Raw genomic sequence first — 24,703 nt, 5'->3', positions numbered from 1 at the left:
CACCCTACCGACAAGCAGCAGATAGGAACGCGCACGGCTACTATCAAGAAATGCCTCAGCTCACGGACGCAGACCGGACCGGCAGCCGGAGCCGCCGGCGAGGCGAGGTCCTCGAACGCGCCCTCTACGAGGCCACCCTGGCCGAACTGACCGAAGTCGGGTACGGGAGCCTGACCATGGAGGGGATCGCGGCGCGCGCCCACACCGGCAAGGCCGCGCTCTACCGGCGCTGGGACACCAAGTGCGAGCTGGTGCACGCCGCTTTGGTTTTCGCGCTGCCACCGGTGCCCGAGCTGCGGTCCGGCCGCTCGGCCCGGGAGAACCTGCTGGCGATGTTCACCGCCCAGCGTGACCTGCTGGCCGGAAAGACCGCCTTCCCCAGTTTGGACGTCATCCATCAGCTCCTGCACGAACCCGAGATGCGGGCCATCTTCGCCGATGCCGTGGTGCGCCCGCGCCTGCAAATCGTCGAATCGATCCTGCAGGCCGCCGTGGACGACGGCGACCTCGATCCGACGGCCATCACGCCGCTGACCGCCCGGATCGGCTCGGCGCTGATCAACCAGCACTTCCTGCTGAACGGGTCGCCGCCGAACCGGCGCGAGCTGGCCCTCATCGTCGACACCGTGATCCCGCCGCGGGCGTCGCGCCCGCCCGCCGACTGAGGGCGGTTACGGCCCGGTCTTGATCCACTGGCCGGCGTCGCCGACGATGCCGACCGGAACCGCTCCGGACAGGCTGACGTTCTGCACGCTCGGTCCGGCCGCGACGATCGTGGTGTCCTGCAGGATCGGCAGCACCGTGGACATGTTCCACAGCCGCGGTTCGACGGCGGTGATGACGTCGTTGATGCTCTTGGTGCCGTTGAGGGCGGCGTCGATGTTCGACTGGACGCTGCGATCGCAGATGCCGGTGAGGTTCGACGGCGCCTGCACCAGGGCGTTGGGATCCGCGGGGCGGCTGGGTGGGGGCGCCGACGTCGGTGTCGCGGTCGTGGTGCCCGGCCCGGTCGACGGTGGGGGCCCGGCGGGAGCGGACGAGACCGGCGTCGTCTCGCCGGTGGACGGGACCTGGGTCGATTGCAGCGCGGGACAGCCGTAGCGGGAGGCGAGCCGGGTGGCCAGGTTGCCGCCGGCCTGATGCCAGCCGACGATCGCGTCCACGCGGCCGTCGTTCAGCGCGTCGCGGTAGAGGGTGACCGGGTCCAGCGCCAGCACGGTCGCGGCGATGCCGACGTTGCGCAACTGGTCGGCGGCGGTGTTGGCGACGGCCACCGAGGTCGGGTCGTTGGCCGCCACCCCGATCGCCAGCGACAGCTGTTGGCCGTCCTTGCTGATCCGGCCGCGGATGACCTCGGGCGGCCCGGTGTTCGCCGGGGTCGGCGCGGGGGAAGCGGACGAGTTGGGTTCGACCCGGTACCCGGCCCCCTGCAGCAGGGTCAGCGCGGCCGCGGTCGTCATCGCCGGCGGCGCGGTCGGCTCGTAGCCGGGGTCGCTCGGCGCGCGGATCTGGGCCTGATCCAGCGTGACCGTGTTGTCGCTGCCCGCGCCGACGGCGGCCAGCAGGTCGACGTCGAGCAACCCCAGGATCGCCTTACGGACTTGGGTATCAGACAGTTTGGGTTCGTTGGCCCGCAGCGTGAGCTGCATGACCCGCGGCGTCACGATCCGGGCGGTGCGGACGTCGGGAATGGCGGACAACTGCGCGAAGGCCGCCGAACCGCCGTGGACCTGCGCCACCTGGGTGTCGCCGTTGCGCACGGAGTCGGCCAGGGCGGCGGGCGCCCCGGCGCGCCGGAAGAGGATGAGCGCGGGTTTGGCCGGCGGCCCCCAGTAGCGGTCGTTGCGGGCGACCAGGATCTCGTCGCGCTGCGGGTCGATGCTCTCCACCCGGAACTGCCCGCCCGTGACCGGAAGGGCCCGGGCCAGCCCGGCCGCGAATCCGCCGGGCACGTCCTTGACGATGTGCGCCGGAAGGATGTTGCTGAACAACTCCTTCCACGCCGGATACGGCTGGGCGAAGGTCACCACCGCCTGCTTGCCGCCCTCCAGCGACTGCACGCCGGTGATGAGGTCATACCCGGCCGGGTCGACGACCCCGGGCTGGCTGACCATCTGGCGCCACAGGTACCAGAAGTCGTCGGCGGCGATGGGGGCGTTGTCGGTCCACTGCGCCTCCGGCCGGATCTTGTAGGTCACCGTGAACGGGTTCTGGCTGGTCACGTCGGCGGACACCAACAGCGTCGGGTCCATCTCCCAGCGCGAGCCCGTCGGCGCGGCGGTGTCCGGAACCGGCCGAAAGGCGCTGGGCAACACCAACGCGCTGATCGCCGCGTTCACCGGGGACAGGTCGGACAACAGGTGCGGATTGAAGCCCGCGCCGATCGAGTCGATGCCCATGATGATCTCGCTGACCCGGGGCGGCGGAGGCACCGAGTTGTGCGGCGTGTCGGTGCTCTGCGGCGCCGGCGGCGGGTTGACCGTGCACGCCGAAACCACCAGCCCGACCAACGAGACGAGGCCGCCGAGCACCATGAACAAGCGGCGGACGCGTCTCGGCACGCTGATCAGGGTAGCGAGCAGCCGCGCGGCGGCCCGGCCGACCACCGAAGGTCAGCTCCGGGCCTTGGCGCGCGACCGGCTGCGCGCCCGGGCGGTGGCGTCCAGCTCGACCTTGCGCACCCGCACGATCTCCGGGGTCACCTCGACGCATTCGTCTTGCGCGCAGAATTCCATGGCCTGCTCGAGGTCGAGCTCGAGGGGCTTGGCCAACGTCTCGATGACATCGGCGGTGGACGACCGCATGTTGGTCAGCTTCTTCTCGCGGGTGACGTTGATGTCGAGATCCTCTGCGCGCGGATTGATTCCGACGACCATGCCCTCGTAGGTGTCCTGGCCGGGCTCGACGAAGAACTGGCCCCGGTCGGCGAGCTGGATCATCGCGAACGGCGTGATGGTGCCCGCGCGGTCGGAGACCAGCGACCCGGTGTGGCGGGCCCGGATCTCCCCCGCCCAGGGGCGGTACCCGTCGAACACGGCGTTGGCGATGCCGGTGCCGCGGGTCAGCGTGAGGAAGTCGGTGCGGAAGCCGATCAGCCCGCGGCTGGGCACGATGAAGTCCATCCGGACCCAGCCCGCCGCGTGGTTGGTCATCTCCTCCATGCGGCCCTTGCGGGCGGCCATCAGCTGGGTGATGGCGCCGACGAACTCGTCGGGGCAGTCGATCGTCATCGCCTCGAAGGGCTCGTGCAGCTTGCCGTCGATCGTGCGCGTCACCACCTGCGGCTTGCCGACCGTGAGTTCGAAGCCCTCCCGGCGCATCTGCTCGACCAGCACGGCCAGGGCGAGTTCGCCGCGGCCCTGCACCTCCCAGGCGTCGGGCCGGTCGATGTCGACGACGCGGATCGACACGTTGCCGACCAGCTCGGCGTCCAGCCGGCCGCGGACCATGCGCGCGGTCAGCTTGTGCCCGGCGACCTTGCCCGCCAGCGGCGAGGTGTTGGTGCCGATCGTCACCGAGATCGCGGGCTCGTCGACGGTGATGCGCGGCAGCGCATGGGCGTGGTCGGGATCGGCCAGGGTGTCGCCGATCATGATCTCGGGAATCCCTGCCACCGCAACGATGTCGCCGGCGACGGCCTCGTCGGTGGCGCTGCGCTCGACGCCTTCGGTCGCCAGCAGCTCGGTGATCTTGGCGCTGGTGATGACGGGCAGCCCGTCGACCTCGCGCATCCAGGCGACCTGCTGGCCCTTGCGCAGCTTGCCGTTGTAGATGCGGATCAGGGCGAGCCGGCCGAGGAACGCCGACGCGTCGAGGTTGGTGACCAGCGCCTGCAGCGGGGCCTCGGGGTCGCCCGACGGCGCCGGGATGTGTTCCATCAGCACGTCGAAGAGCGGGTCGAGGTTCTCGCCGGGGGGCACCTCGCCGTCGGCGGGTTGCTCGGTGCTGGCGATGCCCGCGCGCCCCGACGCGTACAGCGTCGGCAGGCCCAGCGCGTGCTCGGCCGCCGCGGCGGCCTCGTCGTCCAGGTCCGACGCGACGTCGAGCAGCAGGTCGTGGCTGGCCTCGACGACCTCGGCGATGCGCGCGTCGGGCCGGTCGGTCTTGTTGACGACCAGGATCACCGGCAGGTGGGCGGCCAACGCCTTGCGCAGCACGAATCGCGTCTGCGGCAACGGGCCCTCGGACGCGTCGACGAGCAGCAACACCCCGTCCACCATGGACAGCCCGCGCTCGACCTCCCCGCCGAAGTCGGCGTGGCCGGGGGTGTCGATCACGTTGATCACCGTGACGCTGCCGTCCGGGTGATGACGGTGCACCGCGGTGTTCTTGGCCAGGATGGTGATGCCCTTTTCCTTCTCGAGGTCACCGCTGTCCATGATGCGTTCCTGGGTGTCGTCACCGCGGTGGTGCAGCGCGCCGGACTGCCTCAGCATCGCGTCAACCAGGGTGGTCTTGCCGTGGTCGACGTGGGCGACGATGGCGACGTTGCGAAATGACACGTCGGAGATTGTGGCAGCGGGGGCCTTTCAAAGCGAACTGGATAGCGAACTGGCAGGTCGCCGGGGGCGGCGTTTGAGTGTGCATCAGCGGCGTTGAGTGTGCGCCTGGGGCGCGGCGGATCGGCGTGTCGCCGGCGCGGCTTCACAATCAACGCCCACGTTGCACACCGAACGGCGAAGCGGGGCCTTCGCGCCTTGGCCGTCGGCTACCAGCCCCGGCGGCGCGGCGCCGTGCCCACCAGTTGTTGGCCCTTGCCCGTCGCCTCGCGGCTGCGATAGACGATGTAGGGCCGGAACAGGTAGACGACCGGGGCGCTGAACACGTGCACCAGCCGGGTGAACGGCCACAGCGTGAACAGCACCATGCCGATCAACGCGTGCAGCTGGTAGTCCAGCGGCGCGTTGATCATCACCTCGCCGTGCGGCTGCAGTATCCAGATCCGGCGGAACCACAAACCGACGGTGTAGCGGTAGTGGAATTCGCCGCCGTGTGGGCCGGTGCCGATCAGGTCGCAGTACAGGCCCACCACGATCGCCAGCACCAGCACCAGATACATCACCTTGTCGCTGCGGGTGGTGGCCATGGACACGGCGGGACGGGTGAACCGCCGGTAGACGAGCAGCCCGATCCCGACGAGCGTGGCGACGCCGGCGATCGAGCCGGCGATGACCGCCTGCATGTGGTAGACGTGGTCGCTCATCTTCATCAGCTGCGTGACCTTCGGCGGGATGAACAGCCCCACCACGTGTCCGGCGAAGACCGCCAGGATGCCGAAATGGAAGATGGGGCTGGCGATGCTTAGCAGTCGCGACTCGTAGATCTGCGAGGACCGTGAGGTCCAGCCGAACTTGTCGTAGCGGTAGCGCCACCAGGTCCCGACGATCAGGACCGACAGCGTGACGTATGGGGCGATATCCCAGAACAGGACGTTGCTAAACACCTGGCGTTCCTTTGCGGGGTGGCACGGTCAAGGTAAACGGTTGCAGCCCAACGGCTTCGGCGGGCGGCCCGGCCTGCGCCAGTCGCTCGGCGCGGCGCACCTCCTGATCGGTGGCCGCCGGCAGGGTCTCGCAGATCGCGGCCACGACCGGCTCGTACGGTGACTCGGCCTCGGCCAGGGCGCCGCGCAGCACGTCGATCGGCACACGGTGCTGGGTCAGCAGCCGCCGTCCGGCCTCCGGGTCGACGGTGGCGGCGAATTCGAGCACCACGGCCAGATGATCGGGGGCCTCGCCGCTCGGTGGCTGCGCACCCGCCTCGCGGTAGGCGGTGGCGAACGCCAGCATCTCCCGTCCGCGGTTGCGGGTGTCCCCCGCGGTCCAGTACGTCAGATACATGGTGGCGCGCCGGCGCATATCGAACGTCGCGACGTAGTCCATCGCCGCGGCCATCGGCTCACGGGCACGCAGCGCCGCGACCGTCTGCCCGAGGAGCGTCGCCGCGGGACCGCTGATGTGGCCGAGGATTTCGTCGACGGCGTCCAGGCGTTCGGTGAACCCGTCGTCCGGGTAGGCCAGCAGCAGCGACGCCGCCTGCCACACCAGGCGGTCCTGCATCGCCCGGCCGGTGGAACGGTCCCGGAGCGCGGACAGCAGCCTCACCGCTTCTGCTCCTCGGGGAACATTCCCGCGGGCACCTGGCCGCCGTCCCAATTGAGCAGGTTCACCCGCGGCCGGGCGTGAGCGGGTTCTGCTTCCGCGGAGCCGCCGCGCTGGAGCGCGTGGAAGGTTTCCACCGAAACCGGTATCGGTTCGGATTCGTACATGCCCGGGCCGCCCTCGCCCGTCAACGAACAGCCCATCTCCTCGAGCTCGCGGGCCTGCGGGGCGAACGCCGTCGGAATCACGTAGCGCTCTTCGTATTTCGCGATGGCGAGCAGCCGGTACATCTCGTAGATCTGCTCTTCGGTCATGCCGACCGAATGCGGGATGTGTGGCTGGGTGTCGCGGCCGAGGTTGATGTCGCGCATGTAGGAGCGCATCGCCGCCAGCCGCCGCAGCACCCCTTCCACCACGGCGGTATCGCCGGCGGTGAACAGTTCGGCGAGATATTGCATCGGGATGCGCAGCGCGTCCAGCGCGCCGAACAGGTTGCCGATGTCCTCCCCGTCGTGCCCGTCGCGGCTGACCGCGTCGACCACCGGCGACAGCGGCGGGATGTACCAAACCATCGGCATGGTGCGGTATTCCGGGTGCAGCGGCAACGCCACCTGGTAGGTGTGGATCAGCGCGTAGATCGGGGAACGCTGCGCGGCCTCGATCCACTCGTCGGGGATGCCCTCGGCCCGGGCACCGGCGATGACGTTCGGATCGTTAGGGTCCAGTAGGATCTCGCACTGCGCCCGATACAGATCGGTGTCTTTTTCCACCGACGCCGCTTCCAGCACCCGGTCGGCGTCGTAGAGCACCACGCCGAGGTAGCGCAGCCGGCCCACGCAGGTCTCCGAGCAGATGGTCGGCAGCCCGACCTCCATGCGCGGATAGCACAGCGTGCACTTCTCGGCTTTGCCCGTCTTGTGGTTGAAATAGACCTTCTTGTAAGGACATCCGGACACGCACATCCGCCAGCCGCGGCAGCGGTCCTGGTCCACCAGCACGATGCCGTCCTCGCTGCGCTTGTACATCGCGCCCGACGGGCACGACGCCACGCAGGAGGGGTTGAGGCAGTGCTCACAGATCCGGGGCAGGTAGAACATGAAGGTCTCTTCGAGCTTGAGCTTGATCTCCTCGTTGACCTTCTTCAGGATCGGGTCCCCGGCCAGGATCTCCGACGAGCCGGCCAGGTTGTCATCCCAGTTCGGCCCCCACGAAACCTTCATCGGCTCACCGCTGATCGCGCTTCGGGGCGCGGCGGTCGGGAACGTGTCACCCGCGGGTGCCGTGGTCAGGTTCTCGTAGTCGTAGGTCCACGGTTCGTAGTAGTCGCCGAGGACGGGCAGCTTCGGGTTGGCGAAGATGCGCAGCAGCTTCTGGATGCGGCCGCCGTCGCGCAGCCGCAGCCGGCCCTTCTTGTCGCGAATCCAGCCGCCCCGCCAGCGCTCCTGGTCCTCGTAGGTGCGCGGATAGCCTTGGCCGGGACGGGTTTCGACGTTGTTGAACCACACGTATTCGGTGCCGGACCGGTTGGTCCACGCCTGCTTGCAGGTCACCGAGCAGGTGTGGCAACCAATGCACTTGTCGAGGTTCATCACCATCGCCAACTGCGCCATGACCTTCATCAGATGTCTCGCTTCGCTCGGGCTATCAATACGCCACCTCCTGGCTGCGGCGCCGCACGACGGTCACCTCGTCGCGCTGGTTACCGGTCGGTCCCAGGTAGTTGAACGCGAAGGCGTGCTGGCCGTAGCCGCCGGCCAGGTGGCTGGGCTTGATCCGCACCCGGGTGAGCGCGTTGTGGTTGCCGCCCCGCTTGTTGTTGGTTTCGGTGCGCGGGGTGTCGACGGTGCGCTCCTGGACGTGGTAGACGTACACCACCCCGTCGGGCATCCGGTGCGAGACGATCGCCCGGCACACGTAGATGCCGTTGACGTTCACCGCCTCGACCCAATCGTTGTCGCGCACTTGGATTTTCGCTGCGTCGCCGGGGCTCATCCACATCGTCGGGCCGCCGCGGGACAACGAGAGCATGTAGAGGTTGTCCTGGTAGGTGGAGTGGAAGGACCACTTCGAGTGCGGCGTCAGGTATCGCACCGTGAGCCCGATTCCGTCCTCGGTCGGCCCGAGTGTCGGTGCGCCGAACAAGCGCGCCATGTCCAGCGGCGGGCGGAAGACCGGCAGGTGCTCGCCGAGTTCCTCGACCCAGTCGTGGGCGAGATAGAAATGCATCCGCCCGGTCAGGGTGTGGAACGGCTTGAGGTTTTCGATGTTGATGGTGAATGGTGCGTAGCGGCGACCGCCCGTTTCGCTGCCCGACCATTCCGGGCTGGTGACCACGGGCACGGGCCGCGCCTGGGTGTCGGCGTAACTGATGCGCTTGTCCTCGCTGCCCTCGGCCAGGTGCACCAGCCGCTGTCCCGTGCGCTTTTCCAGCTCGTGGAAACCCTCGACCGCCAGGCGCCCGTTGGTCGTCCCCGACAGCAGCAGCAGTACGTCGGCCATCCGGGCGGCGGTGGTCACGGCCGGGCGGCCCGCTGCCACACCGGATTTGAGCACGCCGAACTTGGCGGCGAGCTCCTCGACCTCCCGGAACGGGTGCACGGTGATGCCCTTGGTGGTCAGCCCGAACTTGTCGACCAGCGGCCCCAGCGTCAGCCACTTGTCGTAGATGGCGCCGTAGTCACGTTCCACCACGGTGAGCTTGCCCATGGTGCGGCCCGGCACCGGCGTCGCACCGGTGCGCAGCCAATCGGATTCGGTGCCATCGGGATAGGCCATCGCGTCGGGCGTGTCGTGCTGCAGCGCGCTGAGCACCACGTCGGTGCGGGTGCCCAGATGCTCCTTGGCCATGGCGCTGAAGGCGCGGGCGATGGCGCCGAAAGCGTCGAAGTCCGAACGAGTTTCCCAGGGCGGGTCGGTGGCGGCGCTGAACGCGTGCACGTAGGGGTGCATGTCGGTGCTGGAGATGTCGGACTTTTCGTACCAGGTCGCCGCCGGCAGCACGACGTCCGAAACCAGGGTCGTCGACGTCATCCGGAAGTCGATCGACATCATCAGGTCGAGCTTGCCCTCGGGGATGTCCCCCTCGCACGTCACGTCGACGGGCCGCACCCCGTCCTCGGGCGGCAGCGCCGATGCGTTGGAGTCGGTTCCCAGCAGGTGGCGCAGGAAGTATTCGCCCCCCTTGCCCGACGACCCGATCAGGTTCGCGCGCCACACGGTGAGCACCCGGGGCCAGTTGACCGGGTTGTCGGGATCGGTCACCGCGAGTTTGAGTTCGCGCTGGCCGAGCTGCTCGGCCACGTAGTCGGCGACGTCGCGACCCGCGGCGCGCGCCTCGTCGGCGACGTCCAAACTCGACCGGTCGAACTGCGGGTAGTACGGGCTCCATCCCATGGCCACCGACGACGCCAGCAGGTCCATGGTGTGCTTGCCCGCGAAGCGCCCCCGGCCCACCGGGCTGGACAGCTTGTCCGCGCCGTAACCGTCATAGCGCCATTGGTCGGTGTGCGCGTACCAGTACGAGGCGCCGGGCACCTGGCGCGGCGGGCGCACCCAGTCGGTGGCCATCGCCATCGTGTGGAATCCGGTGAGCGGGCGCACTTTTTCCTGGCCCACGTAATGGGCCCAGCCGCCCCCGTTGCGGCCCATCGACCCGGTCAGCATCAGCAGCGCCAGCACCGCGCGGTAGATGGCGTCGGCGTGGAACCAGTGGCAGATGCCCCCGCCCATGATGATCATGGAGCGGCCGCCGGATTCCTCGGCGCTGTGGGCGAATTCCCGCGCGACGCGGATGGCTTGGGCGGCCGACACACCGGTGATCGCTTCCTGCCATGCCGGGGTGTTCTGCTGCGTCGCGTCGTCGTAGCCGGTGGGCCATTCGCCGGGCAATCCCGCGCGGGCGACGCCATACTGCGCGAGCATCAGGTCGAAGACGGTGCACACCATGTGCTTGCCGATGCGGCGCACCGGGACGCCGCGCGCCACGGTGGTGCCCTCGCCGTCGACGGTGTCGAAGCTGGGCATGTGCACCAGCGCGGTGCTGCCCTCCCCGTTGGAGCCGTGCGCGTCGCGCACGCTGAGCGCCGGCACCAGGTCACCGAGGTCCAGGTTCCACTTGCCGACACCGGATTCGCCGTACCGAAATCCCAGCGAACCGTGTGGCACCACAACGGAATTGGTCGTTTCGTCCAGCACCGCGGGCTTGAGCGCCGCGTTCTCGACCGCCTCGCCCAGGTCCGCCGCCGTCAGGTTCTTGCCCGGCACCAGCATGTCGCCGCGTTCTTCCAGCTTGATCAGGAAGGGCAGATCGGTGTAGCGACGCGAATAGTCGACGAAGAATGGAACCTGCTTTCGCACATAGCATTCCGAGAGAATGACGTGCCCCATCGCCATGGCCAGCGCCCCGTCGGTGCCGGCCGCGCACGGCATCCACTCGTCGGCGAACTTGGTGTTGTCGGCGTAGTCGGGGCTGACGGTGACGACCTTGGTGCCGCGGTAACGGGCCTCGGCCATCCAGTGCGCGTCGGGGGTCCGGGTGATCGGCACGTTGGAGCCCCACATCATCAAATACGCTGCGTCCCACCAATCTCCGGATTCGGGGACGTCGGTCTGGTCGCCGAACACCTGCGGTGAGGCCACCGGGAGGTCGGCGTACCAGTCGTAGAACGACGTCATGGGAGCGCCGATCAGCTCGAAGAATCGCGAGCCGGCGGCATACGACACCATCGACATCGCCGGGATCGGGGAAAATCCGGCGACCCGATCCGGGCCGTAGGTCTTGATGGTGTGCACGTGGGCGGCGGCGATCAGCTCGGTGGCCTCGGCCCAGGTGACGCGGACCAGTCCGCCCTTTCCGCGCGCCCGCTGATAGCGCCGGCGGCGTTCGGGGTCGGCCTGGATGTCGGCCCACGCCAGCACGGGATCACCCAGGCGCGCCTTGGCCTCCCGGTACATCTCGACCAGCACGCCGCGGGCGTAGGGATAGCGCACCCGGGTGGGCGAGTAGCTGTACCAGGAGAACGACGCACCGCGGGGGCAACCGCGCGGCTCGTACTCGGGGCGGTCCGGACCCACCGACGGATAGTCGGTCTGCTGGGTTTCCCAGGTGATGATCCCGTCTTTGACGTAGATCTTCCAGGAGCAGGACCCGGTGCAGTTCACGCCGTGCGTGGAGCGAACCACCTTGTCGTGGCTCCACCGGTCGCGGTAGAACACGTCGGCCTCGCGGCCACCCCGCCGCGTCACGGTGCGCAGGTCGGCCGAGATCTCGCCCGGCGTGAAGAACCGCCCGCTGCGCTCCAAGAGCTCTTCGAGCACTCCACCAATGTGCGGTGTGGCAGTCAAGAAGTACTCCTCCTCGTCGGTAGCGTCGCGCCCCGTAGCCCGGCCCTGTGCGTGGCCCCAGTTGAGTTGTGTTCGGCGATCAGCCCCGTGAGCCGCCCGTCCGCACCAGCTCGGATCGGCTCAGCCATCGGCATTTCGGGCCCGCGGGCTGGGCGGCGATACCGCACCAGCATAGGTCGATGTGCGCGGGGCGATCACCTTCGCCGCGCGCGGTGAGTCTGCGAGAAACAGGGTCATGAGCATCGGTTTTCGCGCACGCGAAGGCTCCCGGTCGGGCACCGAGCCGGGACGGCAAAGGTCTGGACAGCCATCTGGCTAGTTATCGGCACGCACATCCAGGGCAGATTCGTGTGGCGTTATTACAAGTCATTTTGTTGCCTTCAGTTCACTGTGGCGACCTGCAACGCGGCTGTACATCAGCTGCGGGAAGTCTGTGGACTTGTTGCCAGGGCCGTTCACAGGGCGCCGGCCAGGGCCGGAAGCCAGCCCCGGTCGGCCGGCACCCAGTCGAGATCGTGCAGCTCAGCGGCGGTGATCCAGCGCAGGGCCCGGTGCTCACGCGCGTCCGGGCGGCCGCCGAGCAAATGCACCCGGTAGGCGCGCAGCGTGATCCCGCCGTCCACCGCGATGTCCGCGCCGAGCCGCTCGCCCACCGCGACGTCGCCCGCCGCCAAACCGAGCTCCTCGGCCAGCTCGCGGGCCAGCGCGTCGCGCTCGGTCTCACCGGGCGCGACCTTGCCCCCGGGCAGCTCCCAGCGCCCGGCCAGCTCCGGCGGGCGTACCCGCTGTGCCACCAAGACGCGCGCGTCGCGGATGAGGGCGCCCGCGACGACGATCTGGGTCGGCATGGCCAGTGACGGTATACCGTCGCGTCCTGGCTGTGTTATCGCGCGGCCACCACGGCGGGCACCGAGGTTGGCGCACTCATTCGCGGCGCGCTGTGAAGGCCGGCGTTGTCTGGGTATGCACTAGGTCGGCCGATCGCACTCAGTGAGGAGAAGCGCCATGCCCAACGTGTTCATCGAACCGCGACCAAAGGGCCGCGACGGAGACCCGATCACGCACTACGTCGTCGAGGACCACGGCGACAGCGAGCTCCACCAGAGCCAAACCCAGCAGGAGGCCATCGACTGGGCGAAGCAGCAGGGCCATTCACCCCTCGTCGCCCGCGTCCGCCATCTCAGCGACAAACAGAAGCCCGACCAGTGGCGGGGAGTCTAGGCCCTGACGTCCCGGATCTCCGTAACATTCTCGGTAGCAAGGATTTTGGACAACAGAACGGTGACGAGTCATGGCTGTGTTAACGGATGAGCAAGTAGACGCCGCATTGCCCGATCTGGACGGATGGGAGCGTGCCGACGGCGCCCTGCGCCGCTCGATCAAATTCGGAAGCTTCCTGGCCGGCATCGATGCGGTGCGCCGCGTCGCCGAGCACGCGGAAAGCAAGGACCACCACCCGGACATCGATATTCGCTGGCGGACAGTGACTTTCGCTCTCGTCACCCACTCCGAGGGTGGCATCACCCAAAACGATGTCGACATGGCCCGCGACATCAACGGGATCGTCGACAGCTAGCCGGCGGCCCGTACCCCGGGCGCGGCGTCTCGGCCGCGGTTGCCGGTGGCCGCGATCCAGATCAGCGTCGCCACCGCCGCCACGGTGTAGATCAGCCCGGCCCAGGCCAGATACCACGGGCGGCCGATCTGCCAGATGGTCGGTTGAGCGAAGCTCAGCAACCACGGCACGCCGATCAGAGTGAGCGCCAACCACCCCCAGCCGGCGATTCGCGCCCCGCGCAGCGTGCGCCCCGCGCCGTGGATCGCCCAGATCATCAACGGCACCAGCCACACCCAGTGGTGGGTCCAGGAGATCGGCGACAGCAGCAGCCCGAACAGTTCGACCACGATCAGCCTGCCCAGCTGATCGGCGGCGTCCAGCGCGCGCCAGGCCAGGACGGCCAGCACCGCGGTGACGACGAGCGCGACCACCAGCGGCGGCCCGAATCCGACGTCGTGGCCCAGGATCCGTGAGATGGCGCCGCGCCACGATTGATTGAACGAGGTGGCGATGGGACCCACCCGGTGAGCGTCGCCCAGTAGTTCGGTGAAGTAGTAGCGGGTCTGGTCGCCGACGACCACGACCGAAATCCCAACGGTGGCAACGAAAACGACCGCCGAGAACACCGCCGCGCCCCACCGCCGGGCGCCGGCCAGATAGACCCCGGAGATGGCGGGGGTCAACTTGATTCCGGCGGCCGCTCCGACCAACAATCCCGACAGCCACCATCGCGTGGTGTAGACCGCCCACAGCACCGCGGTCATGAGCAGAACATTGACCTGGCCGTAGTCGAATGTGCTGCGCAGCGGCTCAATCCAGATCGTGATCGCCGTCCACGCCATCGCCAGTCGGTGGCCGCGGGGACCGGCTGGCGTGGCCGTCAGGCGCTGGCTGATCCGGATCGCGCCGTACAGGGCGGCCATGGTCGCGATCTGCCACAGGAATGCGACGAGCCCGAACGGCAGCAGGTGCAGCGGATAGAAGACGACGGCCGCGAAGGGTGGGTAGGTGAACGGCAGCGGGAAGTCCGGTGTCTGGTCGGCGTAGACGTAGCCGTACAGGGTGCCGGGATGGTCGATCGCGGCGGCTCCGCCGAGGTAGACGTGCAGGTCGACGAAGTTCGCGCCGTTGGGGGCCAGGTACGTCCAGGCCAGCCGCGCCGCGACGCTCGCGATGAGCAGGATCGGCGCGGCCACGACAAGGCGATTCGCCAACCGCTGGGTGATGGGCGCCGCCCGGGCGGCCGAGATGGTGTCTATCCGCCCGACTCTAGCGATCGGACCATGCGGCGCTGCCCCCTCGGTCCCCGAGATCCATGCACATCTATGCAGTGCGCGCCATTTCGCGCGTTCGGTCACCGCTCCCACTCGTATCCGTAACGAATAAATAAATGCCACACGTGTCACTTGAGTCCCATCTGCATCAAAGTAGCTTCAGCGCCGGGACCTGTAATCGATCAATCAGGGAGAGTCATGCCAACCATCTGGACTTACTTGCGTGCAGCCGCCGTCCTGGCCGGTTCGTCCGCAGCACTATTGACGGGCGGTATCGCCCACGCCGACCCCGTGCCGGCTCCGGCGGTGCCGAACATTCCGCAGCAGCTGATCAGCTCGGCGGCCAACGCACCGCAAATCCTGCAGAACCTCGCGACCGCACTCGGCGCCACGCCGCCCGCGGCGCCCGCCACACCGGGCATCAGCTTCCCGGGTGTTCCCGCGGCCGCCTCGCCGGCATCGGCGACCACGGCGGGCATCCCGTCGATCCCCGGCCTGACGCCGGCGGCCCCCGCCGCTCCCGCGTCATCTCCGGCGGCGGTGCCGTCCATTCCGGGGCTGGCGCAGTCGGCGACGCCCGCCGCGCCGGCGTCGCCCTCTGCGGCGAGCGGCATTCCGGGGATGATTCAGGGCTTGACCGGCGCGCAGCCGGCGGCCGCGAGTCCGGCCGCGCCGGCCTCCTCGTCGATCCCGGGCCTGCCCGCGATCCCGGGGCTGTCGGCGCCGAGCGCGCCGGCCACGCCGCCCGCACCGCAAATCCCGCAGGCGCAGGTCAACATGCCGGCGATGCCCGCGGGCCTTCCGGTCAACGTCCCCCCGCAGGTGCGGCTTCCGCAGGATCTGCCGGCGCTGGCCTCGGGCCAGACCCCGGCGGCACCAGCCGCTCCGGCCGCACCCGCGCCGGCCGCCAGCCCGGCCGGACCGGCAGCGCCGCTGCTCGCCGCCCTGCCTTGAGCAGCGTCGTCATCGGCCTAACCCACCACTGAGAACCGGAGGACACCGTGGCAACCACTTGGAATCTGTCCAAAGGTTTGGCCGCTGTCGTCACGGCATCGGTTGCCGCGCTCGGGCTTTGCCCGAGCGCGGCAGCCGACCCGGCGGCGCCGCAGCCGACACCACAATCCAGCGCGGCCCAACAGCTGCCGGGGCTGCCTGCCCTGTCGCAGCTCAGCCCGCTCATCCAGCAGGCGGCCGGCGACCCGCAGCAGGCTACACAGCTGCTCATGGCCGCGGCGCAAGCCTTCGCCCACAGCCCGACCGCTCCCAGCGAGTCCAAAAACGTGGCGGCGGCGGTGAATCAGTTCGTCCAAGAGCCCACCGCCCCGGTGCAACACGTTCCGGCGACCGGGGTGGAACCCGGTGTGCAGGCGCACCTGCCGGCGGGGATCAACCCGGTGCACGCGGCGGGTCCCGCGCCCCAGCCGGCACCCGAGGCGCACCTGCCGGCCGGCGTCGACCCGGCGCACGCGGCCGGGCCCGCACCCGCCGCCGCGCCGGCGCCCGCGCCCGCTCAGCCCGCGAATGTGCCCGTCGCGGCGCCGATTCCGGCGCCACCCGCGCCCGCCGCCGCGCCCCCGGCACCGGAGGCCGCCCCGGCGCCTGCACCCGCGCCGGACGCCGCCCCGACCGCGGCCGCCCCGGGATTCGGCGCCGACACGCCGCCCACGCAGGACTTCATGTATCCGTCGATCGGCACCAACTGCCTGGCCGATGGCAGCAGCGCCATCGCCACCGCGCTGTCGGTCGCGGGACCGGCCAAGATTCCGCTTCCCGGCCCGGGGCCCGGCCAGACCGCCTACGTGTTCACCGCGGTCGGCACGCCCGGACCCGCCGAGGTGCAGAAGCTGCCGTTGAACGTCACCTGGGTGAACCTGACCACCGGCAAGTCCGGCACCGTCGCCCTCACGCCGCGACCGGACATCAACCCGGACGGGCCGACGACGCTGAGCGCGATCGCCGACACGGGCTCGGGCAGCATCATGTCGACGATCTTCGGTCAGGTCACGACCAAGGAAAAGCAGTGCCAGTTCATGCCGACGATCGGCTCGACGGTGGTGCCGTAACACACCAGCGCCGTCACCGTTTCGCCACCTGCGAACGCGCGTGTCCCCGCACCGGGGTCACGCGCGTTCGCTTTAGTACGCCATGAACAGGATCGCGTCGCGGTCGTACTCGAGGCCGGGATGAACGCTGGCGAGATGAGCCTGGGTCAGTTCGACCAGCTCGTCCTCGTCCTTGCCGACAATGGCCTCGCCGCACGGACACGTTATGTGTGTCTTCACGTTGCTGCCCTTCCCTTCTGTGCACCGACTACTTCGCCGCTTTGGCTGCCGCCTTCATCTGCTTCTTGTAGGCACGCACCGCGCCCATCGACTCGGCGTCGACGATATCGGCGACGGAGATGTGCGTGCCCGCCTTGCCGAACTCGCCGGCGGCCGCGCGCCAGCCCTTCGGCGTCACGCCGTACTGCTTGCCCAGCAGCGCCAGAAAGATCTGCGCCTTGGCCGCACCGAAACCGGGCAGCCCCTTGATGCGCCGCAGCAGCTCCTCGCCGTCGGGGTCACCCGAGGTCCACAAGCCCGCGGCGTCACCGTCGTAGCGGTCCACGATGATCTGGGCCAGGGTCTGGATACGTTTGGCCATCGATCCCGGAAAACGGTGTATCGCAGGTCGTTCCGAGCACAGCGCGGCGAACTTGTCCGGGTCGTACTCGGCGATCTCGTGAGCGCCGAAACTGCCCATGCGGTCCGCGATCTTCTTCGGTCCCGAAAAGGCGGTCTCGAACGGCACCTGCTGATCGAGGACCATCCCGATGAGCAGGGCCAACGGATCCTCGTCCAGCAGCGCGTCGGCCTCGGGATCTTGAGCCAGCCAAAGTTTCACCGTCAACGACCTTCCTTTCGGTGAACACCCTACGACCGAGACCGGTTGGTGCGACAGCAACCACCGAAACCGCGCCTACGATCAGCACCCTAACCGTCGAGTTATCGTGACGTGGTGGTGGATGAGGCCCGATTGGAGCTGATGCTGGCCCGCGACGAACTGCACGCGCTCGTCACGTCCTACTGCCGCGCCGTCGACCGCGCCGACTACGAAGGCCTGCGGGAGATGTATCACCCCGACGCGACCGACTCGCACGGGGAGTTCTCGACCGGGGGCGTCGAACAGTTCATCGCGCAGTTGCAGGCCGCGCAGCCGTATGTGCGTGTCTCCCAACACAACATCACCACGACGAACTTCGTGGTCGCGGGTGAAAAGGCCCACGGTGAGGTCTACTGCCTGGTGTTTCACACCTTCGCCGGTCCCGACCACGACGTCGACGTCATCATCGGCGGCCGGTACCTGGACGAGTACACCAGGCACGACGGCCGTTGGAAGTTCAGCCGCCGCACCATCGTGGCGGACTGGGCCTACCAGAACGACCCGTCCCGACTGGACTTCGGACATCCCAGCACCCGAGGAAGCCTGCGCGGCAAACCGGGGCGAGACGACCCCTCGATCGGCCTGTTCTGCCCGCCCAGCGGCTAGGCGAATCGGGCCGTCTCCCAACGAGTCTCGGGGATCAGCCGCTCTTGCGGCGGAACTCGCGCCGGTTACCCGCCGCGCCGTGCGCCCGGGACTGCTTGCCGGCGCCGTCCTTGTGGTCGGATCCGGTCGAGGATTTCGCCATCTTGCGGTCGAGCGCTTCGCGGAACTTGCGCTTGGTGTCCTCGTCCGACCCGGGCGATTCAGAAGCCCCCGAAGACTTGGACGACTGTGAACCCTGCCGAGCATTCGATGCGGCCATACGGGCAGCTTAGCCCCGGTTTGACGGGCGGGCGCGCAGGCGGCGCGGCTACCGCATGCCGGGCGGCATGCCGTACAGGTGCGAGATCGGCAACGTCAGCAGCACCCGCCGATCGGTGACCATCGCCTGCCGGTATTCGTCCCAATCCGGATGTTCGCCGGCGATGTTGCGGTACAAGGCAATCAACGCCTCCACGGTGCTGTCGCCGGGCGCGGCCGCCGGGGGGGTCAGTTCGGCGGTGCCCTCGGCGACGGCGTACGACCAGCCGTCGTCGGCGTCGACCAGGATCGACGCCCGCGGGTCCCGGCGCAGGTTGCGCGTTTTGGCGCGCGGCTCGGTGATCGACACCTGGATCGCCATGCTGCGCGGGTCGAAGTGGTAGCTCACGTTCGACAGCTGCGGTCGCCCGTCGCGCTTGATGGTGGCCAGCACCCCGAGGGAATGTCCGCTTATCAAGGCCAGCAGCTTGTCGTCGAAGACTTGGCGTCCCATGACGAAAGCCTACGTCGCGCGCCGCCCGGGCGGCCCGGGATGGTCGTCCCCCGGCCGGGCTGGTGGAATCGGGGCATGACCAAGTACGCGGCGTTTCTGCGTGGCGTGAACGTCGGGGGCGTCAATCTGAAGATGGCCGAGGTGGCGGCCGCGCTCACCGACGCGGGCTTCACCGAGGTGCGAACCGTGTTGGCCAGCGGCAACGTCGTGCTGGAGTCGTCGGCCGGCGTGGCAGCGGTGCGCAGGAAGGCCGAGGCGGCGTTGCGCGAACGGTTCGGCTACGACGCCTGGGTGCTCGCCTATGACATCGGCACCGTGCGCGAGGTGGTCGACGCCTATCCGTTCGAGCGCGACGCCGACGGCTACCAGTCCTACGTCACGTTCGTCGCCGATAAGGCGGTGCTCGACGAGCTCGCCGCGCTGGGTCAGGAGGCCGGCCCGGCCGAGCGGATCAGCCGCGGTGACGGCGTCCTCTACTGGCAGGTCCCCAAGGGCGGCACCCTGGACAGCACCATCGGCAAGACGATGGGCAAGGCGCGCTACAAGTCGTCGACCACGACGCGCAACCTGCGCACGCTCGTCAAGGTGCTGCGCTGAGCGGTACTACCGCATGGGCTGCGCGCCAACGCTTTTCGAAGCTTTACCGCTTACTCGTCGGGCACCGATTCGATGTAGCGCAGGGCATCGGCTTTGTCCAACCCGAGTCCGCGGGCTACCCGGACGTACTCGCGTGCGGCGGCGGCCATAGCGGCGTCGGTCGGGTCGTAGCGGGCGACGAATGTGCCGAAGCGGCCGCGGGTTTCGATGATGGCGGCGGTCTCCAGCTCGCGGTAGGCGCGAGCCACGGTGTTGACCGCGACCCCGAGCTGGCCGGCCAGGTCCCGCACGGTGGGCAGGCGCGTGCCCGGCGGCAGCGCGCCCTCGCGGACCCCGTCGATCACCTGCGTCCTGAGCTGGTCGAACAACGGCTTGCCCGCCTTCACGTCGACCCGCAACCAGTCACCCAGCTCCACCCGTTCAGTATCCCCCACCTCCGGCTATCTTGGTGGGATGCGCGTAGCGGTGCTCAGCGGCGCGGGGATCTCCGCGGAAAGCGGTGTGCCGACGTTCCGCGACGACAAGAACGGGTTGTGGGCCCGCTTCGATCCCTACGAGCTGTCCAGCACGCAAGGGTGGCGCGACAACCCCCAGCGCGTCTGGGGCTGGTACCTGTGGCGGCATTACCTGGTCGCCGACGTGCAACCCAATGCGGGCCATCGCGCCATCGCCGCCTGGCAGGACGACGCCCGGGTCACCGTCATCACCCAGAACGTCGACGACCTGCACGAGCGCGCCGGCAGCGGTTCCGTCCACCACCTGCACGGGAGCCTGTTCGAATTCCGTTGTGCGCGTTGCGCTGAGCCATACAGCGGCGCGCTCCCGCACATGCCCGAACCGGCGCTCGAGGTGGAGCCCCCGGTGTGTCAGTGCGGCGGCCTGATCCGGCCCGACATCGTGTGGTTCGGTGAACAGTTGCCCGACGAGCCGTGGCAGCGCGCCGTCGAGGCGACCGAGTCCGCCGACGTGATGGTGGTGGTCGGGACGTCGGCGATCGTCTATCCGGCGGCCGGGCTCGCGGAGCTGGCGCTGGCGCGCGGCGCCGCCGTCATCGAGGTCAATCCCGAAGTCACGCCGCTGTCGGCCAACGCCACCCTCAGCATCCGCGAGTCGGCGAGCCAGGCGTTGCCGGGACTGCTGCAGCGGCTGCCCGCCCTGCTGAACTAGGCGGGCCGGCGCGCGCGGCCCAGCAGGAGTTCGGACACCGGCATCGGCGCCCAGGCCGGCAGGGTCCACTCCCGCCGCGAGGTGTCGACTTCGAATCCCGCGTCGAGGATCGAGCGTTCGGTGTCGCGATGGGTGTGGCAGTTGCCAAACAGCCGGGGCCACAACGTCGCATCGACGAAACGCTGAAAGCGGCCCCGCGCGCCGGCACTGGCGATGTGCTCGAGGTAGCGCAGTTCCCCACCGGGTCGCAGCAACGAGTACAGGCGCCGCAGCACGGCGCCCGGGTCACGCACCGAGCACAACACCAGCGAGCACACCACCGCGTCGAACGGCTCACCGGCGCTGAGGCTTTCGGCCGTCTCGCCGGAAACGATCACCCGGGCGGGCGCCGCGTCGGCGGCGGCGCGGGCCCGCGCCGCCAGCCGCGGTTCGGGCTCCACCGCGATGACCTCGTCGACCGACGCCGGATAGTGCGGAAAGTTCGTCCCGATCCCCGCGCCGACTTCCAACACCCGGCCGGACAACCCGGCCAGGTTCTCCCGCCGCAGGACCCGGATCGCCTCGGCTTCATGGTTGGCGACGAAAGGCCAGACGCGCGCGAAGAAGGGATTGTCGACCGCCGTTGTCATACGTGTGTGAACCTTCCGACTCGGATGACGCCCAGAATAGGGTTCGGCGCCGGGACAGGCCGGACGTTAACCGATATTGGGCACCGGCTCCGCGAGCGCCGCCCCGGCGACGGGCTCGGGCGTGGGCGGGCGGGGCGCGAGGTCGACGCCTTCGCTGATCCCGAACCGATCGTGCAGCCACGCCAGGGGCCGGGGCGCCCACCAGTTCCAGCGGCCCATCACGTGCATGAAGGCCGGGACGACCACCATCCGCACCAGGGTGGCGTCGGCGAAGACGGCCAGCACCAGGCCCAGGCCGAACATCCGCATGAACGAGACGTGCGCGGCGATCAGCGCGGCGAACGACATCGACATCACCAACGCGGCCGCGGTGATGACCCGACCGGTACGGGCGACGCCGAGGGCCACGCTCTCGTCGTTGGCGGCGTGGGCCTGCTTCGGGGTGGGCCGGGCGGGCCGGGCGGCGCCGGACGCCAGCCAGTATTCGCGGATCCGGGAGAGCAGGAAGACCTCGTAATCCATCGACAGCCCGAAGGCGATGCAGAACAGCAGCACCGGCATGTTGGCGACCAGCGTCCCGCTCGGCGTGGTGCCGAGCGCACCGAGATGGCCGTCCTGGAAGATCCACACCAGCGCGCCGAACGCCGCGGTCAACGACAGGAAGTTGCACGCGAGCGCCTTGATCGGCAGCAGCACGCTGCCGGTGAGCAGGAACAGCAGCACGAATGTGATCGCGGCCATCAGCCCGAGGACGAGCGGAAGCCGTTCGGTCACGGCGTCGACGCTGTCGCGGTTGACCTGCGCCACCCCGCCCATCTCGACGGCCCGCCCGGCCGGTCCGGGGACGTCGTGCAACCGTGCGAGCTGGGCGTCGTTCGCCGCGGAGAACAGCGGCGCCGTGCTGCTGACGGTCAGGAAGGCGCTGCCCTGGGCCAGCCCGGTCGCCCCGGCGGGTGGCCCCACCCGGTTTCCGCCCGTGAAGGTGCCCCCGGGCGCGGACACGGCCGCCACGTCGGGCACGCGCGAGAGCGCGGCGGCGTAGCTGTCGAAATCCCCGGGATTCAGGCCGGAGGCATCGGGGACGACGACGGGCACCGACGTCGCGGAATCGTCGGCGAAGTCGTTGCGCAACCGGTCGCCGACCTGGTGCGCCGACGCCGAGCGCGGCAGCACCCGGTCGTCGGGGAACCCCCACTTCACCGAGAAGAACGGCAGCCCGAGCAGCAGGAGCAGGCCGACGACGGCCAGGCCGACCGGCGCCCAGCGGCGCATCACGAACTTGCTCGACCGATACCAGAACAGTTGCTCGACGGGCTTTGGCGCCGGCTCGGGTCGCCGCAGCATCCGCCGCAAGAACCGGCGCACATTGAACGCGTCCAGCCGGTCGCCCAACAGCACCATCGCGGCGGGCGTGATCACGATCGAGGCGGTGGCGACGAAGGCGACCGTGGCCACCCCGGCGTAGGCGAACGACTTGAGGAAGTACATCGGGAAGGCCACCGTCGCCGACATCGACAGCGCCACGGTGACCGCGGAGAACAGCACCGTGCGGCCGGAGGTGGCCATCGTTCGGATCAGCGCCTGGTCGCGGTCGTGGCCCTCGGCCAGTTCGTCGCGGTAGCGGCTGACGATGAGCAGCGTGTAGTCGATGGCCAGCGCCAGGCCCAGGGCGGTGCTGAGGTTGAGGGCGAAGATCGACACCTCGGTGGTGAAGGTGATCAGGCGCAACACCGACATCGAGCCGACGACGGCCAGCGCACCCAACGCCATCGGCAACGCGGCGGCCAGCAGCCCACCGAACACCCAGATCAGCACCACGAAGCTCAGCGGCAGCGCGATCATCTCCATCACCAGCAGGTCGTCCTGGTTCTGCTTGTTGATCTGGGCGTACTGCATGGCCGCGCCGCCGGCGCGGACGGTCACCCCGTCGCGGTCGTGGACGAACTGGTCCGACAGGGTCTGCGCGTTGTTCTGGACGAAGTTTTCGCCGCCTTTGAGGTTGACCACGATGAGGCCCGACTTGCCGTCGCGGCTCACGAGATCGGCTGGGGCCGCGCCGGTCCACGGCGAGGACACGTTGTAGACCAGCGGGGACCCTTGGAGTTCGTGGACGAGGTCGGTGCCAACCGTGCGGGCCTGTTCGCTGTTGGTGCCGCCGGGGGCCGTCACCAGGATCAGCATCTGCTGACCGCTCTGCCCGAACTTGTCGGTCAACACGGCGATGGCGCGGGCGGACTCCGAGTCCGGATCCTGGAAGCCGCCGGGAGACAAGCTCTTGGCGACGGGAACGCCGAAGACGGCCGCGGCGATGAAAACCAGCACCCCGATCGCGATGATCCGGCGCGGCGCCGCGATAGCGACTCGGGCGATTTTCTGCAGCATTGTGAGCCCTTCCGCTGCCGGTGCCCCGTTGCGCTGGCGGCTGGCTAGTCCGCGACAACGTAACAAACGCTAATGTCCACGCGTCGAACAGTGTTGTCCTTAAGCACGCAGGCGGGCGGGTGGACCGTTCAATGCCGCATTTTTTAAACCGGTAGAACGGTAAGAGTCCGGCCAGAAAAATGTGTCGCAAATAAGCAGCTCAGGGCGCAAATCCCTGCGGAAATGGCGGCCACCCTACCCGCGGGTAAATTGCCACCATTTTCCGAATCGTGACTCAAAGTTTCCTTAAGGGTGGCCCATACGCTCAGTGTCATGTGGATCGACGACACAAGTGCCGACGTCATCAAGGTCGACTTCGAGGCCCTCTACCACGGCGACGTGCTGGTGGAAGGCGAGACCTCGGAGCAGTTCGACGAACTGCAAGCGGCGAGCTGAGGCAGACCATGAGCATGCTCGCACGGCTGTTAATGGCCGAACCCTCCGTCAGTCGGTGGTTCCGCAAGTAACCATCGATCGTGGTCATCACGAAAGCCCCCCGCCGACGCGGGGGGCTTTCGTTTTGTCCTTACGTCCCTAGCGGGGCGCCATGCGAATGGCGCCATCCAGGCGGATGACCTCGCCGTTGAGCATCGGGTTCTCGACGATGTGCACGGCCAGCGCGCCGTACTCGTCGGGGTCGCCCAGCCGGGCCGGGTGCGGCACCTGCTTGCCCAGCGATTTCTGCGCCTCCTCGGGCAGCGAACCCAAAAGCGGGGTCTTGAAGAGCCCGGGCGCGATGGTCACCACGCGGATGAGCTCGCGCGAGAGGTCGCGGGCGATCGGCAGCGTCATGCCGACCACGCCGCCCTTGGATGCCGAGTAGGCGGCCTGGCCGATCTGGCCCTCGAACGCCGCGACGGAGGCGGTGTTGATGATGACGCCGCGCTCTGGGCTCGTTTCGGGCCCAATGGGTTCGGTCTTGGCGATGCGCTCGGCGGCCAGTCGCAGCACGTTGAAGGTGCCGATCAGGTTGACGCCGATGACCTTCTTGAACCCGTCCAGCGGGAACGGGCCGTCCTTGGACAGCGTCTTGATGGCGTTGCCGATGCCGGCGCAGTTGACGTTGATGCGCAGCGCGCCCATCGACTCCGCGGCGTCCAAGGCCTTGCCGACGGCGGCCTCGTCGGTGACGTCGGCCTCGACGAAGCGGGCGCGCTCGCCCAGCTCGCGGACGGCGTCCTCGCCACGCAGGTCGATCACCACCACCTGGGCGCCGCGGTCGAGCAGCCGCTTGGTGGTGGCCAGGCCCAGCCCTGAGGCGCCCCCGGTGACGACGGCGACGGCGTCTTTGATCTCCATGCGAGTCCTTCCCTGATTTCCTGGATTCCAGCCAA

The 24,703-nt window shown here is 68.9% G+C and carries 25 protein-coding genes; 9 read left to right on the top strand and 16 right to left on the bottom strand.

Annotated features, from left to right (window positions below; translation table 11 throughout):
* Nucleotides 1-50: 50 nt before the first annotated feature.
* A complete protein-coding gene (locus K883_RS14990) occupies nucleotides 51-665 on the top strand; it encodes a TetR/AcrR family transcriptional regulator (protein ID WP_008254512.1) in 615 nt (204 codons plus the stop codon).
* Between the two features lie 6 nt (nucleotides 666-671).
* On the opposite strand, the gene K883_RS14985 is transcribed toward K883_RS14990, so the two are convergent.
* The 7 genes from K883_RS14985 to K883_RS14955 form a co-directional block, all read right to left on the bottom strand.
* The gene (locus tag K883_RS14985; protein ID WP_162130207.1) at nucleotides 672-2,567 is read right to left on the bottom strand and encodes an ABC transporter family substrate-binding protein; all 1,896 of its coding nucleotides are present in this window, start codon (nucleotides 2,565-2,567) and stop codon (nucleotides 672-674) included.
* Between the two features lie 45 nt (nucleotides 2,568-2,612).
* A complete protein-coding gene (gene typA, locus K883_RS14980) occupies nucleotides 2,613-4,502 on the bottom strand; it encodes a translational GTPase TypA (protein ID WP_036454829.1) in 1,890 nt (629 codons plus the stop codon).
* A gap of 206 nt (nucleotides 4,503-4,708) precedes the next feature.
* Nucleotides 4,709-5,443 carry a respiratory nitrate reductase subunit gamma gene (gene narI, locus K883_RS14975; RefSeq protein WP_008254506.1) on the bottom strand — a complete coding sequence of 245 codons (735 nt, stop codon included), beginning with the start codon at nucleotides 5,441-5,443 and terminating at the stop codon, nucleotides 4,709-4,711.
* Nucleotides 5,436-6,104 (bottom strand): nitrate reductase molybdenum cofactor assembly chaperone, encoded by a 669-nt coding sequence (gene narJ, locus K883_RS14970; protein WP_036454826.1) that lies wholly within the window; start codon nucleotides 6,102-6,104, stop codon nucleotides 5,436-5,438. The genes narI and narJ overlap by 8 nt, the downstream gene beginning before the upstream one ends.
* Nucleotides 6,101-7,720, bottom strand: coding sequence for a nitrate reductase subunit beta (gene narH / locus K883_RS14965; protein WP_036454824.1), 1,620 nt, complete (start codon nucleotides 7,718-7,720; stop codon nucleotides 6,101-6,103). Before narH ends, narJ begins: the two co-directional genes overlap by 4 nt.
* A 25-nt stretch (nucleotides 7,721-7,745) precedes the next feature.
* Nucleotides 7,746-11,444, bottom strand: a complete 3,699-nt coding sequence (locus K883_RS14960) for a nitrate reductase subunit alpha (protein WP_036454820.1) — start codon at nucleotides 11,442-11,444, stop codon at nucleotides 7,746-7,748.
* 455 nt (nucleotides 11,445-11,899) lie between these two features.
* On the bottom strand, nucleotides 11,900-12,292 hold the full coding sequence (locus K883_RS14955; RefSeq protein WP_008254498.1) for a (deoxy)nucleoside triphosphate pyrophosphohydrolase: 393 nt from the start codon (nucleotides 12,290-12,292) through the stop codon (nucleotides 11,900-11,902).
* Nucleotides 12,293-12,449: 157 nt separating this feature from the next.
* On the opposite strand from K883_RS14955, the gene K883_RS14950 reads away from it, so the two are divergent.
* Entirely contained in the window at nucleotides 12,450-12,665 is a 216-nt protein-coding gene (locus tag K883_RS14950; protein ID WP_008254496.1) for a hypothetical protein, read from the top strand.
* A 70-nt stretch (nucleotides 12,666-12,735) separates the two neighbouring features.
* Nucleotides 12,736-13,020, top strand: a complete 285-nt coding sequence (locus K883_RS14945) for a 4a-hydroxytetrahydrobiopterin dehydratase (RefSeq protein WP_008254493.1) — start codon at nucleotides 12,736-12,738, stop codon at nucleotides 13,018-13,020.
* On the opposite strand, the gene K883_RS14940 is transcribed toward K883_RS14945, so the two are convergent.
* Nucleotides 13,017-14,315, bottom strand: coding sequence for a mannosyltransferase (locus K883_RS14940; RefSeq protein ID WP_036455543.1), 1,299 nt, complete (start codon nucleotides 14,313-14,315; stop codon nucleotides 13,017-13,019). The genes K883_RS14945 and K883_RS14940 overlap by 4 nt on opposite strands.
* 159 nt (nucleotides 14,316-14,474) lie before the next feature.
* Between K883_RS14940 and K883_RS14935 the strand changes: the two genes are divergently transcribed.
* Both K883_RS14935 and K883_RS14930 read left to right on the top strand, forming a co-directional pair.
* Nucleotides 14,475-15,230, top strand: a complete 756-nt coding sequence (locus tag K883_RS14935) for a hypothetical protein (RefSeq protein WP_008254489.1) — start codon at nucleotides 14,475-14,477, stop codon at nucleotides 15,228-15,230.
* Nucleotides 15,231-15,277: 47 nt separating this feature from the next.
* A complete protein-coding gene (locus K883_RS14930) occupies nucleotides 15,278-16,339 on the top strand; it encodes an Rv1157c family protein (RefSeq protein ID WP_008254486.1) in 1,062 nt (353 codons plus the stop codon).
* Nucleotides 16,340-16,411: 72 nt separating this feature from the next.
* Here K883_RS14930 and K883_RS26835 read toward each other — a convergent pair whose 3' ends face one another.
* Both K883_RS26835 and K883_RS14925 read right to left on the bottom strand, forming a co-directional pair.
* Nucleotides 16,412-16,558: a hypothetical protein gene (locus K883_RS26835; RefSeq protein WP_003875447.1), complete on the bottom strand. Its 147-nt coding sequence runs from the start codon at nucleotides 16,556-16,558 to the stop codon at nucleotides 16,412-16,414.
* Nucleotides 16,559-16,586: 28 nt separating this feature from the next.
* Nucleotides 16,587-17,159, bottom strand: coding sequence for an HhH-GPD-type base excision DNA repair protein (locus tag K883_RS14925; protein ID WP_008254480.1), 573 nt, complete (start codon nucleotides 17,157-17,159; stop codon nucleotides 16,587-16,589).
* Nucleotides 17,160-17,270: 111 nt separating this feature from the next.
* Between K883_RS14925 and K883_RS14920 the strand changes: the two genes are divergently transcribed.
* A complete protein-coding gene (locus K883_RS14920) occupies nucleotides 17,271-17,804 on the top strand; it encodes a nuclear transport factor 2 family protein (RefSeq protein WP_008254478.1) in 534 nt (177 codons plus the stop codon).
* Between the two features lie 34 nt (nucleotides 17,805-17,838).
* On the opposite strand, the gene K883_RS14915 is transcribed toward K883_RS14920, so the two are convergent.
* The gene (locus K883_RS14915; protein ID WP_008254477.1) at nucleotides 17,839-18,063 is read right to left on the bottom strand and encodes a DUF5302 domain-containing protein; all 225 of its coding nucleotides are present in this window, start codon (nucleotides 18,061-18,063) and stop codon (nucleotides 17,839-17,841) included.
* A 48-nt stretch (nucleotides 18,064-18,111) separates the two neighbouring features.
* Nucleotides 18,112-18,555 (bottom strand): PPOX class F420-dependent oxidoreductase, encoded by a 444-nt coding sequence (locus K883_RS14910; RefSeq protein ID WP_008254475.1) that lies wholly within the window; start codon nucleotides 18,553-18,555, stop codon nucleotides 18,112-18,114.
* Nucleotides 18,556-18,630: 75 nt separating this feature from the next.
* Here K883_RS14910 and K883_RS14905 point away from each other — a divergent pair, with 75 nt between their 5' ends.
* Entirely contained in the window at nucleotides 18,631-19,152 is a 522-nt protein-coding gene (locus K883_RS14905) for a DUF1697 domain-containing protein (RefSeq protein ID WP_008254465.1), read from the top strand.
* Between the two features lie 50 nt (nucleotides 19,153-19,202).
* Here K883_RS14905 and K883_RS14900 read toward each other — a convergent pair whose 3' ends face one another.
* Nucleotides 19,203-19,568, bottom strand: coding sequence for a GntR family transcriptional regulator (locus K883_RS14900; protein ID WP_008254464.1), 366 nt, complete (start codon nucleotides 19,566-19,568; stop codon nucleotides 19,203-19,205).
* Nucleotides 19,569-19,605: 37 nt separating this feature from the next.
* Between K883_RS14900 and K883_RS14895 the strand changes: the two genes are divergently transcribed.
* The gene (locus tag K883_RS14895; RefSeq protein ID WP_008254463.1) at nucleotides 19,606-20,319 is read left to right on the top strand and encodes an NAD-dependent deacylase; all 714 of its coding nucleotides are present in this window, start codon (nucleotides 19,606-19,608) and stop codon (nucleotides 20,317-20,319) included.
* Here K883_RS14895 and K883_RS14890 read toward each other — a convergent pair.
* Both K883_RS14890 and K883_RS14885 read right to left on the bottom strand, forming a co-directional pair.
* The gene (locus tag K883_RS14890; protein ID WP_008254462.1) at nucleotides 20,316-20,948 is read right to left on the bottom strand and encodes a class I SAM-dependent methyltransferase; all 633 of its coding nucleotides are present in this window, start codon (nucleotides 20,946-20,948) and stop codon (nucleotides 20,316-20,318) included. The genes K883_RS14895 and K883_RS14890 overlap by 4 nt on opposite strands.
* Before the next feature lie 66 nt (nucleotides 20,949-21,014).
* Nucleotides 21,015-23,330 (bottom strand): MMPL family transporter, encoded by a 2,316-nt coding sequence (locus tag K883_RS14885; protein ID WP_008254461.1) that lies wholly within the window; start codon nucleotides 23,328-23,330, stop codon nucleotides 21,015-21,017.
* A 312-nt stretch (nucleotides 23,331-23,642) separates the two neighbouring features.
* Between K883_RS14885 and K883_RS28300 the strand changes: the two genes are divergently transcribed.
* On the top strand, nucleotides 23,643-23,765 hold the full coding sequence (locus K883_RS28300; protein WP_003878506.1) for a hypothetical protein: 123 nt from the start codon (nucleotides 23,643-23,645) through the stop codon (nucleotides 23,763-23,765).
* Nucleotides 23,766-23,903: 138 nt separating this feature from the next.
* On the opposite strand, the gene K883_RS14880 is transcribed toward K883_RS28300, so the two are convergent.
* Nucleotides 23,904-24,668, bottom strand: a complete 765-nt coding sequence (locus K883_RS14880; RefSeq protein ID WP_008254459.1) for a 3-hydroxyacyl-CoA dehydrogenase — start codon at nucleotides 24,666-24,668, stop codon at nucleotides 23,904-23,906.
* Nucleotides 24,669-24,703 lie beyond the last annotated feature (35 nt).

This window comes from Mycobacterium sp. TKK-01-0059 (assembly GCF_000709305.1).
Classification (GTDB): domain Bacteria; phylum Actinomycetota; class Actinomycetes; order Mycobacteriales; family Mycobacteriaceae; genus Mycobacterium; species Mycobacterium intracellulare.
The sequence above is the reverse complement of the archived record's forward strand: the minus strand, read 5'-3'. Positions and strand labels throughout refer to the sequence as shown.

Excerpts from the sequence above, each read along its gene's own strand:
- K883_RS14910 (WP_008254475.1), bottom strand. The coding sequence starts at position 18,555 with ATGGGACGCCAAGTCTTCGACGACAAGCTGCTGGCCTTGATAAGCGGA.
- narH (WP_036454824.1), bottom strand. The coding sequence starts at position 7,720 with ATGAAGGTCATGGCGCAGTTGGCGATGGTGATGAACCTCGACAAGTGC.
- K883_RS14950 (WP_008254496.1), top strand. The coding sequence starts at position 12,450 with ATGCCCAACGTGTTCATCGAACCGCGACCAAAGGGCCGCGACGGAGAC.
- K883_RS14880 (WP_008254459.1), bottom strand. The coding sequence starts at position 24,668 with ATGGAGATCAAAGACGCCGTCGCCGTCGTCACCGGGGGCGCCTCAGGG.
- K883_RS28300 (WP_003878506.1), top strand. The coding sequence starts at position 23,643 with ATGTGGATCGACGACACAAGTGCCGACGTCATCAAGGTCGACTTCGAG.
- K883_RS14890 (WP_008254462.1), bottom strand. The coding sequence starts at position 20,948 with ATGACAACGGCGGTCGACAATCCCTTCTTCGCGCGCGTCTGGCCTTTC.
- K883_RS14945 (WP_008254493.1), top strand. The coding sequence starts at position 12,736 with ATGGCTGTGTTAACGGATGAGCAAGTAGACGCCGCATTGCCCGATCTG.
- K883_RS14955 (WP_008254498.1), bottom strand. The coding sequence starts at position 12,292 with ATGCCGACCCAGATCGTCGTCGCGGGCGCCCTCATCCGCGACGCGCGC.
- K883_RS14915 (WP_008254477.1), bottom strand. The coding sequence starts at position 18,063 with ATGGCCGCATCGAATGCTCGGCAGGGTTCACAGTCGTCCAAGTCTTCG.
- K883_RS14895 (WP_008254463.1), top strand. The coding sequence starts at position 19,606 with ATGCGCGTAGCGGTGCTCAGCGGCGCGGGGATCTCCGCGGAAAGCGGT.
- K883_RS14905 (WP_008254465.1), top strand. The coding sequence starts at position 18,631 with ATGACCAAGTACGCGGCGTTTCTGCGTGGCGTGAACGTCGGGGGCGTC.
- K883_RS14935 (WP_008254489.1), top strand. The coding sequence starts at position 14,475 with ATGCCAACCATCTGGACTTACTTGCGTGCAGCCGCCGTCCTGGCCGGT.
- K883_RS14885 (WP_008254461.1), bottom strand. The coding sequence starts at position 23,330 with ATGCTGCAGAAAATCGCCCGAGTCGCTATCGCGGCGCCGCGCCGGATC.
- K883_RS14990 (WP_008254512.1), top strand. The coding sequence starts at position 51 with ATGCCTCAGCTCACGGACGCAGACCGGACCGGCAGCCGGAGCCGCCGG.